Origin of the sequence: Mesorhizobium sp. M1142 (assembly GCF_040318565.1) — a bacterium.
Classification (GTDB): domain Bacteria; phylum Pseudomonadota; class Alphaproteobacteria; order Rhizobiales; family Rhizobiaceae; genus Mesorhizobium.
The window spans coordinates 218451-231595 of record NZ_JAMYMK010000006.1 but is presented as its reverse complement, the minus strand read 5'-3'; the positions used below and the strand labels follow the sequence as shown (position 1 = coordinate 231595).

The 13145-nt window shown below is 59.2% G+C and carries 9 protein-coding genes, 4 pseudogenes and 1 riboswitch; of the genes and pseudogenes, 4 read left to right on the top strand and 9 right to left on the bottom strand.

Annotation, left to right across the window (positions count from 1 at the left end; translation table 11 throughout):
* Positions 1-80: 80 nt before the first annotated feature.
* A riboswitch (cobalamin riboswitch) is annotated at positions 81-281 on the bottom strand.
* 556 nt (positions 282-837) lie between these two features.
* Complete coding sequence (locus NKH42_RS12990; RefSeq protein WP_352468275.1) at positions 838-1092, top strand: hypothetical protein; 255 nt, start codon at positions 838-840, stop codon at positions 1090-1092.
* A 317-nt stretch (positions 1093-1409) separates the two neighbouring features.
* Here the strand turns inward: NKH42_RS12990 and NKH42_RS12985 are convergent, their stop codons facing one another.
* Positions 1410-2243 carry a helix-turn-helix transcriptional regulator gene (locus tag NKH42_RS12985; RefSeq protein WP_352706643.1) on the bottom strand — a complete coding sequence of 278 codons (834 nt, stop codon included), beginning with the start codon at positions 2241-2243 and terminating at the stop codon, positions 1410-1412.
* A gap of 84 nt (positions 2244-2327) precedes the next feature.
* Entirely contained in the window at positions 2328-2558 is a 231-nt protein-coding gene (locus tag NKH42_RS12980) for an MFS transporter (protein WP_352706641.1), read from the bottom strand.
* 290 nt (positions 2559-2848) lie between these two features.
* Here NKH42_RS12980 and NKH42_RS12975 point away from each other — a divergent pair, with 290 nt between their 5' ends.
* Entirely contained in the window at positions 2849-3511 is a 663-nt protein-coding gene (locus NKH42_RS12975) for a transposase (protein WP_352706639.1), read from the top strand.
* 33 nt (positions 3512-3544) lie between these two features.
* On the opposite strand, the gene NKH42_RS12970 is transcribed toward NKH42_RS12975, so the two are convergent.
* From NKH42_RS12970 to glyA, 3 genes are all read right to left on the bottom strand, one after another.
* Positions 3545-4537: an adenosine kinase gene (locus NKH42_RS12970; protein ID WP_352974170.1), complete on the bottom strand. Its 993-nt coding sequence runs from the start codon at positions 4535-4537 to the stop codon at positions 3545-3547.
* 109 nt (positions 4538-4646) lie between these two features.
* Positions 4647-5822, bottom strand: a complete 1176-nt coding sequence (gene metK, locus NKH42_RS12965) for a methionine adenosyltransferase (protein ID WP_352706637.1) — start codon at positions 5820-5822, stop codon at positions 4647-4649.
* 54 nt (positions 5823-5876) lie between these two features.
* A complete protein-coding gene (gene glyA / locus NKH42_RS12960) occupies positions 5877-7214 on the bottom strand; it encodes a serine hydroxymethyltransferase (RefSeq protein WP_352974168.1) in 1338 nt (445 codons plus the stop codon).
* 1527 nt (positions 7215-8741) lie between these two features.
* Here glyA and NKH42_RS31230 point away from each other — a divergent pair.
* Positions 8742-8926, top strand: a pseudogene (locus NKH42_RS31230) (winged helix DNA-binding protein); the annotation flags it as partial.
* A gap of 15 nt (positions 8927-8941) precedes the next feature.
* Here NKH42_RS31230 and tdh read toward each other — a convergent pair.
* From tdh to NKH42_RS12940, 4 genes and pseudogenes are all read right to left on the bottom strand, one after another.
* Positions 8942-9976 (bottom strand): L-threonine 3-dehydrogenase, encoded by a 1035-nt coding sequence (gene tdh / locus NKH42_RS12955; protein WP_352974166.1) that lies wholly within the window; start codon positions 9974-9976, stop codon positions 8942-8944.
* Positions 9964-10152 (bottom strand): annotated as a pseudogene (locus NKH42_RS12950) (glycine C-acetyltransferase); the annotation flags it as partial. The gene tdh and the pseudogene NKH42_RS12950, both read right to left, overlap by 13 nt.
* Positions 10153-10435: 283 nt before the next feature.
* A pseudogene (locus tag NKH42_RS12945) lies at positions 10436-10713 on the bottom strand (porin); the annotation flags it as partial.
* An 877-nt stretch (positions 10714-11590) separates the two neighbouring features.
* Positions 11591-12503: pseudogene (locus NKH42_RS12940) on the bottom strand (IS256 family transposase); the annotation flags it as partial.
* Here NKH42_RS12940 and NKH42_RS12935 point away from each other — a divergent pair.
* On the top strand, positions 12490-12651 hold the full coding sequence (locus tag NKH42_RS12935) for a hypothetical protein (RefSeq protein WP_167391251.1): 162 nt from the start codon (positions 12490-12492) through the stop codon (positions 12649-12651). The pseudogene NKH42_RS12940 and the gene NKH42_RS12935 overlap by 14 nt on opposite strands.
* Positions 12652-13145 lie beyond the last annotated feature (494 nt).

Here is a 13145-nt window from a genome sequence, read left to right as displayed (position 1 = left end):
GTTGGGGCGTCGGTGCAAGGAAGGCGCTAGCAGGCCGGCACGAACGCCAGGCTGCAGCGGCCACCGAGACACCCCGCCCGTGGACGTAATTCGCCGTGGCAGGTCTCCTGGCTCGCGGGGTCATAGCCTCTACCCGTCTTCCCAAGGCTATTCGCCTCAGTGACATGAGTGGGGTTGGCTCGCCGCTAACAGTTGCGGGGGCAGCGCCGGCATCGCACCGGCTTCCCTCTTAGCTCCGCTGCGGCAGCGCCGTACGGAGAACCACGACGCGGGAGACAATTACAGCAGTTCGCTTCTTTGTCAAACGCCGCATAAAGAAATGTTTATGTCGTTATGTTAAATTTCCGTTGGCATGTTCCAAAGGTCGCCTCGAAAGCGAAAACTGTGGAAGCCTTGAGCGGCCGGTAAATCAAAGCAATGACGCACGGCGCCCTTGTCCAGGAGGATAGGAGTTCGTCGGCTGCCGGCAGCAAACATACCGGCAAGCGCCGTGGTGCTGCTTAGCGCATCATGCGAACCACCTCGGCGTCGAACTTCGGCTCCGAGGTTCCGACCGCTTCGTTGGTGATCTGCTCGCGACCGTATTCGGCTCAATGGCGAGGCTGTTGCCCATGTGGAAGCTGTTGGCCGTGATGCCCTCGGTGATATGACACAACGATTTCGGGGGGAGCACACCGAGGCCAGGCGCAGCGGCGTGTTGCGAAGTGATCGAGGCCAATGTCTCGAACTGCTTGTTCGCAGCCCACCGGCTCAAGGTAACCCGGCTCAAACCACCGGGCCAGCTCAAGTCCTGTCCAAATGAGGCCTGAGCGGCAAATCGTCGTGCACGCGCACGGTTTGGCGTTCGATCTTGTGATGCGTCTTGGGCGGACAATCGCCACGGTGCAGCGCGCAGAAGCGGTCCCCAATTGGGAAGCCGAGGGCGGTGAGGGCAAGCCAGCGCCACAGGCGGAAGGGGACTTGGACCTGTTTGCCCTGCTGGACCACAAGTTCGCGACACAGGGCCTCAAGGAGAAGACCAAGAGTGATTATGCGCGGGACCTCGCCAAATTCATCAAAAGCAGCGGGCAGTCAAAGTTCGGCGCCGATTGACATGGAGATAGCCATCGCGGCCGACCGCCCAGGCGGACCGCAAGCCGGAATACAACCGGGTGCAGGCGGCCAAGCTCGTCCACAAGATGGCGTCGGGCACACACCGGCGATGGGAGAGCGGACCGTGGAGTGCAGGAACTTCACGCCTATCCACGCTCCCGTGGACGTGTCCTGCGGCACATCGGCAGCGATATTGAGGAGGCAGTTGAGCTTCTGGTCGAGCACTCTTACCTGCCATTACCTACGCTTAACGTCATCTCGTACTGAAAACGCACCACGCAAGGTCGAGATGTAACATGCGCCCTTCGTGGATGGTTCTAAGCTTCCTCGGGCGCGGTCAATCTGTGATAACGGTCGCTTGGAACCTCCATCACCGCGACGCGATCAAGGTTGGCATATCGCGCTCGGTAGTAACCTTCTTCCTCCACTTCGGCGAAACTACACTGGGGAACGTCAAAGGTCGCAGCTTCCAATCCGAAGAAAGTCGTAGCGGTTTCTTCATCCAAGAAGTTCCACTCATCTTCTCCGTCGTCATATGTGACGCGAACATAGGAGGCCATGCGCGCGGCTTCCTGATCACCCATCTCTGCGATGATGGCATCGCATTCTTTCTTCAGCTTTCCTGAAACCTCACCCTTATCCCAGTCATCCAAAGCCCGATAGATTTCTGGATGATAATACTCTGGCATCTCCTCTACATCGTCACCGATAAGCTCAATGGTGCGGACATATTGCGGATTTATCAAGAGTATTTTGTTGTCAAGGCTCCAACAATACAGCCATGGCCTGCTTGTGTTATTTCTACGCAGATTATGAAGTTCCTTCAACTGACGTAAAATCGATTCACGCGCCTTTTCATCGATAGGATATTGGCGGCTGCCAACAGTCGTCTTGATTCTGAGCGTGCCGTATCGCGTTTCGGCATCGGCAATTGCAAACGGGCTCGTGCGCCACTCCTCGACATCAATCTTCCAGCCCAGCAGCTCCTCGACCGTGCATTTCAACGTGAGACAAAGGTCCTTGATCTGCTCGACGTTCAACTGCGTTTTGCCTGTTTCCCAACGGGCCACAGTCTGTTGCGTCGTTGCCATCTGCTCTGCCAAATCTTTTTGAGTCATGCCCAGTCGAACCCTAAGCTCTTTCATGTTCATAACTCACCTCGCGTGTTCAACACACGCATTGTGGATGAATTAATCTAACACGTCAAGCGTGTTCAAAAATCGCAGCATGTGTTTTTAGGGCGTCTTCGAGGCTCCGGCAGCCGTTCGTGACCACTTGCGCAAGACACAGGGCTGGTACACAGCACGAATGGGGCGATCAAAAATTACTGCTGCGATGCTCGTCATCAGCCAAGCTGCCGCCGCACCTTCCACTAGGGTGCCAAGGTTCGAAATGAGTGCAGACGACCATAGCGAACGGAAGGTCTTGTGCTCAAAAGGAACGAGTGAAGATGTTCTCTTCGCCATTGTGGGAAGCTTCGGGATCGACCGCGGGGCTGGATTTGTTTCGCCTCACTCAACCATGGCCTCGCCGTACAAGCCAAGCTGCCACAGTGGCGCGCCTGCTAACCCAGAAAACTTGGCGGCCTTACAGGCATGCGCAGGACGCGCGAAGCCGCTCAAATCCCCCCAGATGGGTCAGCCATCGAAGACCGGCATCACTTGCCCGTTGAGCGGCTATACGATAGTGCTCCGCGCTAAGCAGGAAGCGCCAAAAATTCGAGCGGCGACTTCATTCTTCTATTCAGGAAGGAACTATGAGGCGGCAGACGCGACCATTCACCGTGGAAGTCAAACAAAAGCGCAATTATCAAAAAGCCGCACGTTCCATCTGGGGCAATTTCGACATCGCCGCGGCGATGGCCGAGACAGCAAAGGAAGTCGAGCCGTTAAATCGTCAGCTTGTTGACTCTACTGTCGTGGCCCCTGATGCTGAACCTTTGGACAAACCGCGAGTGGAACATTTCATGGCCAATCCCCTGGAAACCGAGTCAGCAGTAGTTCATAGCGAACCGGCAGACAAAGCGGGAACGCCAAAACCGAAGACGAGAGCGCGGCGGTCGAGGAAGCCAGGAGCTGAGGCGAGCGCCGGCGCCAAGCCGATATCCGCGACCACTGAAGCACCGCCGTCAGCGCGAACAGGCCGAAAGAGCTACTCCGCGAAGGATCGTGCCCAAAAGCTGGCGCAGATCGAGACCTCGATCGGCGGCGGCGCTACTCTCAAGAGCGCGGTGAAGCAAGCCGGCATCTCGGAACAGACATATTATCTTTGGAAGAAGGCGGCGGCGCCTGCGGCGGACAGTGACGGGCTGAAGGATCTCGTCGCGCTCGAGGAAGAAAACAAGCGGCTAAAGAGCCTGCTTGCCGATCGTCTCCGCAAGGAGAATGCGGAACTGAAGAAAAGGCTTGGGCTGGATTAAGGAGGGTGGGCAGCTGGTTCTTGGCTCGCCGCGCTACAGCAACCCCGCCTGCTCGGCCTCGTGGCGCAAATTCTGCCTTGGCCTTGGGCCGATCTGCTGGATGACCAGCCCGGCGGCCAGCGAGCCGAGGTCGCCGCACTGCTTCAGGCCGCGGCCTTGCGTGTAGCCGTAGAGGAAGCCGGCGGCGTAGAGGTCGCCGGCGCCTGTCGTGTCGACCAGCTCGCCGATCCTGGTCGCCTCGATGGTGACTGTCTCGTCGCCGCGCACGATCACCGAGCCCTTTTCCGAGCGGGTGACGGCGGCGATCTTGCAATCCTTGCGGATCTGCGCCAGCGCCGCGTCGAAGGACGCGGTCTGGTAGAGCGACTTGATCTCGTGGCTGTTGGCAAAGACGATATCGACGGTGCCGGAGCGCATCAGATCGAGGAACTCGTCGCGGTAGCGGTCGACGCAGAACGAGTCCGACAAGGTCATCGACACTTCGCGCCCGGCGGCGTGGGCGAGCTTCGCGGTCTGCCGGATCGCTTCCTTGGCGCGCGGCGGGTCCCACAGATAGCCCTCGAAATAGGTGACCGCGGCGCCCGACGCCTTGTCGGCCTCGACGTCCTCCGGGCCGAGCTCGATGCAGGCACCGAGATAGGTGTTCATCGAGCGCTCGCCGTCGGGCGTGACGAAGATCATCGAGCGCGCCGTCGGCGGTTCGCCGTTGAGCGGCCTGGTGTCGAAGGCGACGCCCTGGGCATGGATGTCATGCGCGTAGATTTCGCCGAGCGCGTCGTTGGAGACCTTGCCGAAGAAGGCGGCGCGACCGCCGAAGGAGGCAACGCCCGCCGCCGTGTTGCCGGCGCTGCCGCCCGAGGCTTCAATGGCCGGGCCCATGCGGCTGTAGAGCAGTTCGGCGCGCCGCGTGTCGATCAAATTCATCGCGCCCTTGATGATGCCGTTGGTCTCCAGGAACGCCTCGTCGCACTGGGCGATGATGTCGACGATGGCATTTCCGATACAAAGCACGTCATAGTCCGGCATCAATTCATGTCTCCGCCAACGAGCCACCGGCTTTCTGCGATGCCGGCCGGGCGCGGGTCTGGCCAGTGGGAATGGGCTTTCCGCTTGCCAATCCGTTCGGCGCCGGCCCTCACGGGGCGGCGAGTCCTGCCTCGCGCCGCAATTCCTCGGCCCTGTCTGTCTTCTCCCAGGTGAAATCAGGCTCTTCACGGCCGAAATGGCCATAGGTCGCGGTGTTGCGGTATATAGGGCGTAAGAGATCAAGCATCTTGATAATGCCCTTCGGTCTGAGATCGAATAACTCAAGAATGAGGCGCTCGATCCTTCTTTCCTCAACCCTCGCTGTCCCGAACGTGTTGACCATGACAGAAACCGGACTGGCCACGCCGATTGCGTAAGCAAGCTGCAGCTCGCAGACGTCCGCAAGTCCGCTAGCGACGATATTCTTCGCGACATACCGGGCCGCGTAGGCAGCCGAGCGGTCAACCTTGGACGGGTCCTTGCCCGAAAAGGCGCCGCCGCCGTGACGCCCCATCCCGCCGTAGGAATCGACGATGATCTTGCGTCCAGTGAGGCCGCAGTCGCCACGCGGCCCACCGACCACGAACCGCCCCGTTGGATTGACCAGAATTCTGATGCCTTCCGTCTCCAAGTGGGTCGGCAGGACAGGCTTTATGATTTCCTCAATGACGCCCTCGCGGACCGTCTCTTGCGAGACCTGCTCGTCATGTTGGGTCGATACGACGATGGTATCCAGGGCGACCGGGCGCAACCCCTCATAGCGCACTGAGACTTGGGATTTCATGTCAGGACGCAACCAGCCAAGCTGTCGTGCTTTCCGGACATCTGCCTGTCGTTTCGTCAAGCGATGAGCGAGCTGGATCGGCAAAGGCATCAGAGTATCGGTTTCGCGGCAGGCGTAGCCGAACATGAGGCCCTGATCTCCCGCTCCCTGTTGGAGGTCCTGCCCTCGTCCCTCGTCAACGCCTTGGCTGATGTCGGGCGACTGCTCGGTGAGAGCATGAACGACGGAGCAACGCCGGCCGTCAAAGCCGACGGCCTCATCGTCGTATCCAATATCGAGAATCGTATCGCGCGCAACTTGGCTATAATCCACCTGCGCATCGCTGGTAATCTCGCCAGCCAGAACGACCATCCCTGATTTTACCAACGCTTCACAGGCGACACGCGCCTTGGGATCGGTGCGGAGGATGGCATCGAGGATGGCATCCGAGATGTTGTCGGCCAACTTATCCGGGTGTCCCGCGCCAACCGATTCGGAAGAGAACACGAACTGCCTAGCCATGAAATGCCTCGCTTCGGGTGTTGGAGTTGTATGGGACATTTTGCTTAGCCCACCTTACCTGTCGGTGATGCCCGGGACCTCGAACGCAGCGCACAAGTCGGCAACGTCTCTTCGCACGCAGGCATGGAGATCCTCGTCGTCTGGCCGCCGAAGGACGGAGTCAATGAAGCCAGCAATTTGCACCATTTCCACATCGCGCATGCCCATTGACGTCACTGCTGGCGCCCCCAGGCGAATTCCGCTTGTGACCGCCGGATCCCGCGGGTCGCCAGGCACCATATTAAAGTTTGTGATGATGCCTGCCTTTGCTAGTCGCTCGGCATAGGCCTTGCCCGATAGCGGTCGATCGCGCAGATCAAGGATCAGCATGTGATTGTCCGTCCCCCCGGTAACCAGGTCATAACCTCGCTCGAGCAGTGCCTGGGCCAGAGCCTTGGCATTCTTGACGGTCTGTTGGCCGTAGCTTCGGAAGGACGGGTTCGCGGCTTCGTGCAAGGCAACAGCTAGCGCAGCGATGACATTCATGTGGGGCCCACCCTGCAGGTGAGGGAAGACCGCCCGATCTATTCGTCTGGCGAGATTGTATTTGCTCTTTGGATGATACAGGGCCTGATAGCGATCTTCGTTCCTGGACAAAATGAAACCACCGCGGGGACCGCGGATCGACTTGTGTGACGTGCTGCTGACCACGTCGCAATAGCGCACGGGATTCGGGTGCGCTCCCGCGGCAATCAGGCCAACGATGTGCGCGATGTCGGCTACGAGATAGGAGTTCGCTTCCAGGGCGATTTCTGCCATTGCCGCGTAGTCAAAGACACGCGGGTAAGCAGTTCCGCCGACCCAAATGAGCCGCGGCCGTTCGCGCTTGGCTGTCTCGCGCAAGCGGTCATAGTCAATCTGCTGTGTCTTTTCATCTAGTCCATAGGGGACGCGTTGATAGTCAGTTCCGGAAAAGTTGATGGCCCAACCATGAGTCAGATGGCCACCTTCCGGAAGGGGCAAGCCCATGACTTTGTCACCGGGGCTCAAAAGCGCACGATAGACAGCCTGGTTGGCCGGCGAGCCGGAATAAGGCTGGACGTTGGCATGCTCGCTGCCAAATAGTGTCTTCAAGCGCTCAATGGCTAGGTTCTCAAGCTCATCAACGATCTCGTTTCCGGCATAGTAGCGCGCACCGGGGTACCCCTCGGCGTACTTGTTCGTGAAAATCGAGCCGTTCGCTTCCAGCACGGCCGAGGACGCAAAGTTCTCAGATGCGATGAGTTTGAGGGTCGTCCGCTCCTGCCGCTCCTGTCTCAGAAGCAGCTCGTGAACGCGGCAATCAACTGCGGCCAAGGAAGACCGCCCGTAGGTGTCGGGCTGCGCGATGGCGCCGTCGGCGGAATTGTCCATGGTAGCTTCGCGCTCCAATTGGATTGATCTATTTCACGGTCAAGCATGCGGTCCCCTTGGGCCGCGTGTCTCGTACCGCTTCGAGCCGCTGCAGGTCCCGTTTATGATAGCCCTCGCCTTGGGGCAGGAGATCGACCAATAATTGAGCCAGCCCACCGTCGTTGCCTCCTGCTTTGAGATGGTACGAGCGCCACGGGGGTTGTTCATTGCAGCAAAGAAAGTCGGCTCTGGCGAGCAGCCCGACGTGTCGCACCACCCGCTCGCGACGCACGCCCAGAATCTCCGCTAGCTCGCAGACAGTTAGGTCCGCATGCGCGCAATGGCCCAGGATTCGAAGGCGATCAATATGCGCCACCGTGCGTAGGCGACTGACCAGTGTCATCATTGGTCAGGATCAAGCCACATGGAAAACCTGGGCACTCGTCCTACTGAATTTGTCATTTCGCGTTCTCCACAGATGTTGCAGCTTTCGAACCAAATTATATGGCTGGTTGCCCACCGACATGACAATCACGGTGGCCGTGAAGATACTGTTGAGCCGAAAATGCTGTGTTCGAACAACCAAGATGGGCGCTCTTCTTGCCATTGCCTTAGCCGAAATTGCTCGCAGTTCGGCGGGTCGGAGAAAAGCGGCGCCACGTTTTTGACCCCACTGATCTCAGACGTTGCAATAAGCCTACCATTCACAGCGAACTGGAGTTGCTAAGAGTCTATGAATTTGCTTGAAGGATCTGTTGCAACGTTTGCCCAACCCGCTCTTGCTCCCGGCACACATCGCTCATGCCTTCGCCGTCCAAAAGACGGGCCACGAAGCGTAGCCGTTCCTCCATCACCGACACTCTCTCCACGGCATCAACAGCTCCGGCCAAAAAGCGGCGACCGCGATGAGCTGGCTATTCAACGGTTGCCAGTTGGAGCGAACGGGTTCGGCAGTCGAATGCGCGTAGCACATTGTTCCCTTTATGAGATCGAACGCCGTGCAGCTGGGGATCTGATGCAAAGCTGAACTCGCCTGGCTACAATTTCGACCCTTACAACTGACTTCATGCGCAAAGGAAGCACGTCTGCGATTGGCTTGGTGGCGAGCAAACAAATGACGAAAAAAGAGTAGTGCAACGTGCATTTTGGAAAATAGCCTGGATCACGGCCGATGCCAAAGGCAGCCAGTTCGATACAAAATCCCCTTTGATATTCTCCGAAACGCTTATGCCCGGCTGTCCAGCCGCAACCGAATACGCGGCATCGATAGCGAAAGTTTGCGCGCTAGCCATCAGTTCAGTATCAGGACCGACGACCGTAAACCAGCGCTGGCGGTGCGATCCCGCCGTGCGGGGCACAGAAACATTCGTCCGCAGAGTGGTAATATTTTCCAGTATCCGCCTCGACGATCAATCGCTCGTGCAGTCGCCGCAGCAGCGCGTCGCGCGGTCATGCTCCGCCTGCGAACATGATAAAGACGATGGCGCATTCGCGTTTCCGGAGCAGTCGAATTTCCGAGAAGGTCGCATGCTTCTCCGTCTCGGCTGACTCACGCGAAAACCCGATGAAAGAGACCCCGCATCGAGCACCTGACGCTGACTGGAGCGGGCCTTGCCGCCTATCGCGAGATGGTGCCGCTGCCAAAGGCGTTCGAGCGGGAATTGCTGGCAAAACTCAGCGCTGGTGAGCGCACCGCGATCACAAATGGATTGAGTGCGCTCAAGGAGGCCCTGGGCAGGATTAGGCGCTTACCAGTCCATCACCACCTTGCTCGAATTGCCGCTGCGCATCGCGTCGAACCCGGTCTGGAAGTCGTCGATGCCGATGCGGTGGGTGATCAAGCCGCTGACATCGAGAGGACCCTGCACCAGCGCAATCATCTTGTACCAGGTCTCGAACATCTCGCGGCCGTAGATGCCCTTCAGATGCAGCATCTTGAAGATGACCTTGTTCCAGTCGATCTCGAAGCCGGTCGGCGCGATGCCGAGAATGGCGATCTTGCCGCCATTGTTCATGGTATCGATCATGTCGCGGAATGCCGGTGCGGCACCGGACATTTCGAGGCCGACGTCAAAACCCTCGGTCATGCCGAGCGCCGGCATGATATCGCGCAGCTTTTCTTTCGAGGCGTCAACGACATGCTGGACGCCGAGCTTTTTTGCCAGTGCCAGGCGCACCGGGTTGATGTCGGTGATGACCACTTTTCGCGCGCCGACGCATTGCGCCACCAATGCGCCCATGATGCCGATCGGCCCGGCGCCGGTGACCAGAACGTCCTCGCCGACGAGGTCGAAAGATAGTGCGGTGTGAACCGCATTGCCCAGGGGATCGAAGATCGCGGCGATCTCGTCCGGCACGTCGTCGGGGATCGGCACGACATTGTGCTGCGGGATAGCCAGATATTCGCCGAAGGCGCCGGGGCGATTGACGCCGACGCCGAGCGTGTTACGGCAAAGATGCCCCCTGCCCGCGCGGCAGTTGCGGCAATGGCCGCAGACGATATGGCCTTCGCCGGAGACACGCTGGCCAACCTTGTATTCGGTCACCGCCGCGCCGAAATCGGCGACCGTACCAACGAATTCATGCCCGGTCACCATCGGCACCGGCACGGTCTTTTGCGCCCACTGGTCCCAATTGTAGATGTGGACGTCGGTGCCGCAGATCGCCGTCTTCCGGACCTTGATCAGCACGTCGTTGGGGCCGATTTCCGGCACCGGCACCTCTTCCATCCAGATGCCCGGCTCGGCCTTGGCCTTGACCAGCGCCTTCATCATGTTCGACATTCTTTTGTCCCTTGAATCTCTTGATCCGAATGATCCGAAATCGCTTTTCTGTTCCGGCCGTTCAGGAAGATCACACCGAGTTCGCGCCCGATGGCGCCGAACGCCTCGACCGCACGGTCGATATCGGCGCTGGAATGAGCGGCCGACATTTGCGTGCGGATGCGCGTCTGGCCCTTTGAGCCTCGCTTATGCTCTGGAGCTTGTTCTCTCGCGCCCGAATTTCCGCGGGGATGGCTGAACGGAGGCGATCCATTTGCGGATTTTCAAGTTCGTCGGGCCCGCACCCCCACAAACGCTCAACAAGTTGAACACGTCCTGACCCGACTGGGACTTCAAGTACGGACCTGAACCTGGCCGGGTGCTTCTGGATGGCAGGGTCCGTCAAGCTGCGGAGGCCATGAGGGAAATGAAAGAGCTACAGATCAAAAACACATAATCGAGCGATGAATATCGCCTGAACATTCCGAACAGCAACAGTTCGTTGGTGACATTGATGTCGACACGGACCTTGGCGGCCACCGATTCGTAGTTGCTGTCGTAAGCGGCAACGCCGGTGATCGCGCCCCACCCATGTGTGTATTTCCAGCCGCCGACTACGTCGGAGCGTAGCTCTCGATTGTGCCGACCACGCCCGAGCCTTCTTCGAGCGAAACCACGGCCGAAAAGCCGTTCCCGGCGTCGAAGTAGTACTGAACCACATTGGTATCGAAAGCGCCGTACGGAACCGGCGTCTGGTTGAACGGCAATCAGTGCCGCAGTTGAGCCGAGGAGGAGGCTCCTAATGTTCATTGTTGATCTCCGTTCAAAGAGTAAAAGGAATGGACGTCAGTGAATGAATTTTTGCTAAGGAAACAGTCGATAACGATGCGCATTGAATTGAATTTGAGCGGTTTTGATGCGCTCGTCGTGCCAGATATTCAAGAGAAATTGCGTATGATTGGGTATTATTTTTACAAGTATGCAATTGTAGTTACAAATATAATTATCTCAGAAATGACGGCATTCAACATTTCTGTACAAATCATCGCCGTCATCTCCGCTAGTTGTGGGCGGGGCCGTCACAAAGGCTTCTATTGCATATGACGTGCCATTCTGACGACCCAGCTGCGGCTCGAAGCTCAAGTGTGCCGGCGGACCTTGGTTCGCGCTTCCTTGCTTTTTTGCTTGCGGATCAACCCAAGCACGAACGGCAAACGTTTCGGCTATGGTTCGTCTGTTCGCTTCGCGACAGTTTCGTTCAATGGCGACAGCTTTGTTTGCTGTGAGCCCCGACGTTGAGACATCATGCGGCGGCACCGCTCGGTGCGACGCCGTCATTTTGGCGAACGCGATGGTCGATAATCACGCGCTGAACGCGCAGCCTTCCCGACAGTTGCGCTCGCGGTTCCAAGTTGCTGCGCGACGCGGAGCAACCATGGTTCACCGTCGGCTTCGCGATGCCTTTTCGGCACGGAGTTCGGCGGCAGTTCGAGTCGATAAGATCGTGTCAAAGGGAGTGGTGTAGCTGACGGCTTGGTCGCCGCGCTCTCCGGCATGGGACCGGGCTGATCAGCGTGCCACGGCTGGCAGGCTGATCAGCGGATCATCGCTCATTTGGCTGATGGTTTCCAGCGTCATGCTTGTCGCCAGCTTCGGCACCTTCGGCCGGATCTGGTCGGCGACGGCGCGCCATTGCGTGCTTGCGGCCTCGGGCGTTTCCTGGGCGAAGGCGGTGGCGATGAAGCGGAGACGACGCGGCGCCCGCTCTTGCCGGCATGGGCCAGCACGTTCCTCATAAAGTGGACGCGGCACCTCTGCCATGTCGCGCACAGCACCTTGGTGACGGCCGCCTTGATGCCTTCATGGGCATCGGAGACGACGAGCTTGACGCCGCGCAGGCCGCGGCGGGTCAGCTTGCGCAAGAACTCCGTCCAGATCGGCTCGGCCTCAGACGTGCCGACCTCCATGCCCAGCACCTCGCGCCGGCCGTCCGCGGTGACGCCGACAGCGATGATGACGGCGACCGAGACGATGCGGCCGCCGCGGCGCACCTTCAGGTAGGTGGCGTCGATCCACAGATATGGCCAGTCGCCCTCGATGGGTCTTTCAAGGAACGCTTTGACCTTGCCGTCGATCTCTTCGCACAGCCGGCTGACCTGGCTTTTGGAGATGCCGCTCATGCCCATGGTCTTGACCAGGTCGTCGACCGAGCGGGTCGAGATGCCTTGCACATAGGCTTCCTGGATGACGGCGGTCAGCGCCTTCTCGGCCATGCGGCGCGGTTCTAGGAAACCGGGGAAATAGGAGCCCTTCCTGAGCTTGGGGATGCGCAGCTCGACGGTGCCGGCCCGCGTCTCCCAGTCGCGCTCGCGATAGCCGTTGCGCTGGGCCGTGCGCAACGGGTTCTTCTCGCCATAGGCGGCGCCGGTGGCGGCGCCAACCTCCAGCTCCATCAGCCGCTCGGCGGCAAAGCCAATCATCTCGCGCAAGATATCGGCTTCCGGGTCTTCTCCACGAGCGCGCGCAGGTTCATCATGTCGTCGGTCATCGATGGTTCCTTCGAATCAGGTTGGTGTCAGCAACCCGACCTTACCGGCGAACTGTCGATGACCACCGCAAAGCCGCTCGCTCGCTACAGCGCTATCGAGGGCGCGCTCGCGAGCGGCTTCGCTACCGCCGAGCTACACCACCTGTAGGGAGTACGTCATGCCAAGCTGATGATTGCTTGTGGGTGCAAGTCCCATCCGGCCAAAGCCGTAGCGGGCAAGCCGGGACCGAGTCTTGCGGGCGTCGCGGCAACGCGGGGTCTGAAGTGTAGACAGGAGCCATGCGGGGTGCGGGAATGAGCCTCGAAAGGTGGATGTTCGCGGAGGCCGAGTGTGTTCCCTAGTCACGAAGGCAATATGAGCATCGTCGTTACGCGAGGCGATGCCGCTCCGTCGGGGTCGATGGCCGGATCACGCATGGAAGGTAATCATCGGAACATGAGAGGCCCGACCGGGTCCGCTGGATTGGTCTCCAGCGGGGGACAGCAGCAAGGTACTGCCAGAGCTGCCGTTCGAGCTGAGGTCGGGAGTCGGACTGGTTCATAGTACCGGTGAAGCCGTCGAAGGAAACGAGGCGAGTGGAGGGAAGGGACCAGCCTGAGGGGAGCCTGCGCGAGGAGGCCAAGGTCCGGACACAGAGGATC

Excerpts from the sequence above, each read along its gene's own strand:
- NKH42_RS12985 (WP_352706643.1), bottom strand. The coding sequence starts at position 2,243 with ATGAACATGAAAGAGCTTAGGGTTCGACTGGGCATGACTCAAAAAGAT.
- NKH42_RS12980 (WP_352706641.1), bottom strand. The coding sequence starts at position 2,558 with ATGGCGAAGAGAACATCTTCACTCGTTCCTTTTGAGCACAAGACCTTC.
- NKH42_RS12975 (WP_352706639.1), top strand. The coding sequence starts at position 2,849 with ATGAGGCGGCAGACGCGACCATTCACCGTGGAAGTCAAACAAAAGCGC.
- NKH42_RS12970 (WP_352974170.1), bottom strand. The coding sequence starts at position 4,537 with ATGCCGGACTATGACGTGCTTTGTATCGGAAATGCCATCGTCGACATC.
- metK (WP_352706637.1), bottom strand. The coding sequence starts at position 5,822 with ATGGCTAGGCAGTTCGTGTTCTCTTCCGAATCGGTTGGCGCGGGACAC.
- glyA (WP_352974168.1), bottom strand. The coding sequence starts at position 7,214 with ATGGACAATTCCGCCGACGGCGCCATCGCGCAGCCCGACACCTACGGG.
- tdh (WP_352974166.1), bottom strand. The coding sequence starts at position 9,976 with ATGTCGAACATGATGAAGGCGCTGGTCAAGGCCAAGGCCGAGCCGGGC.
- NKH42_RS12935 (WP_167391251.1), top strand. The coding sequence starts at position 12,490 with ATGTCGTCGGTCATCGATGGTTCCTTCGAATCAGGTTGGTGTCAGCAA.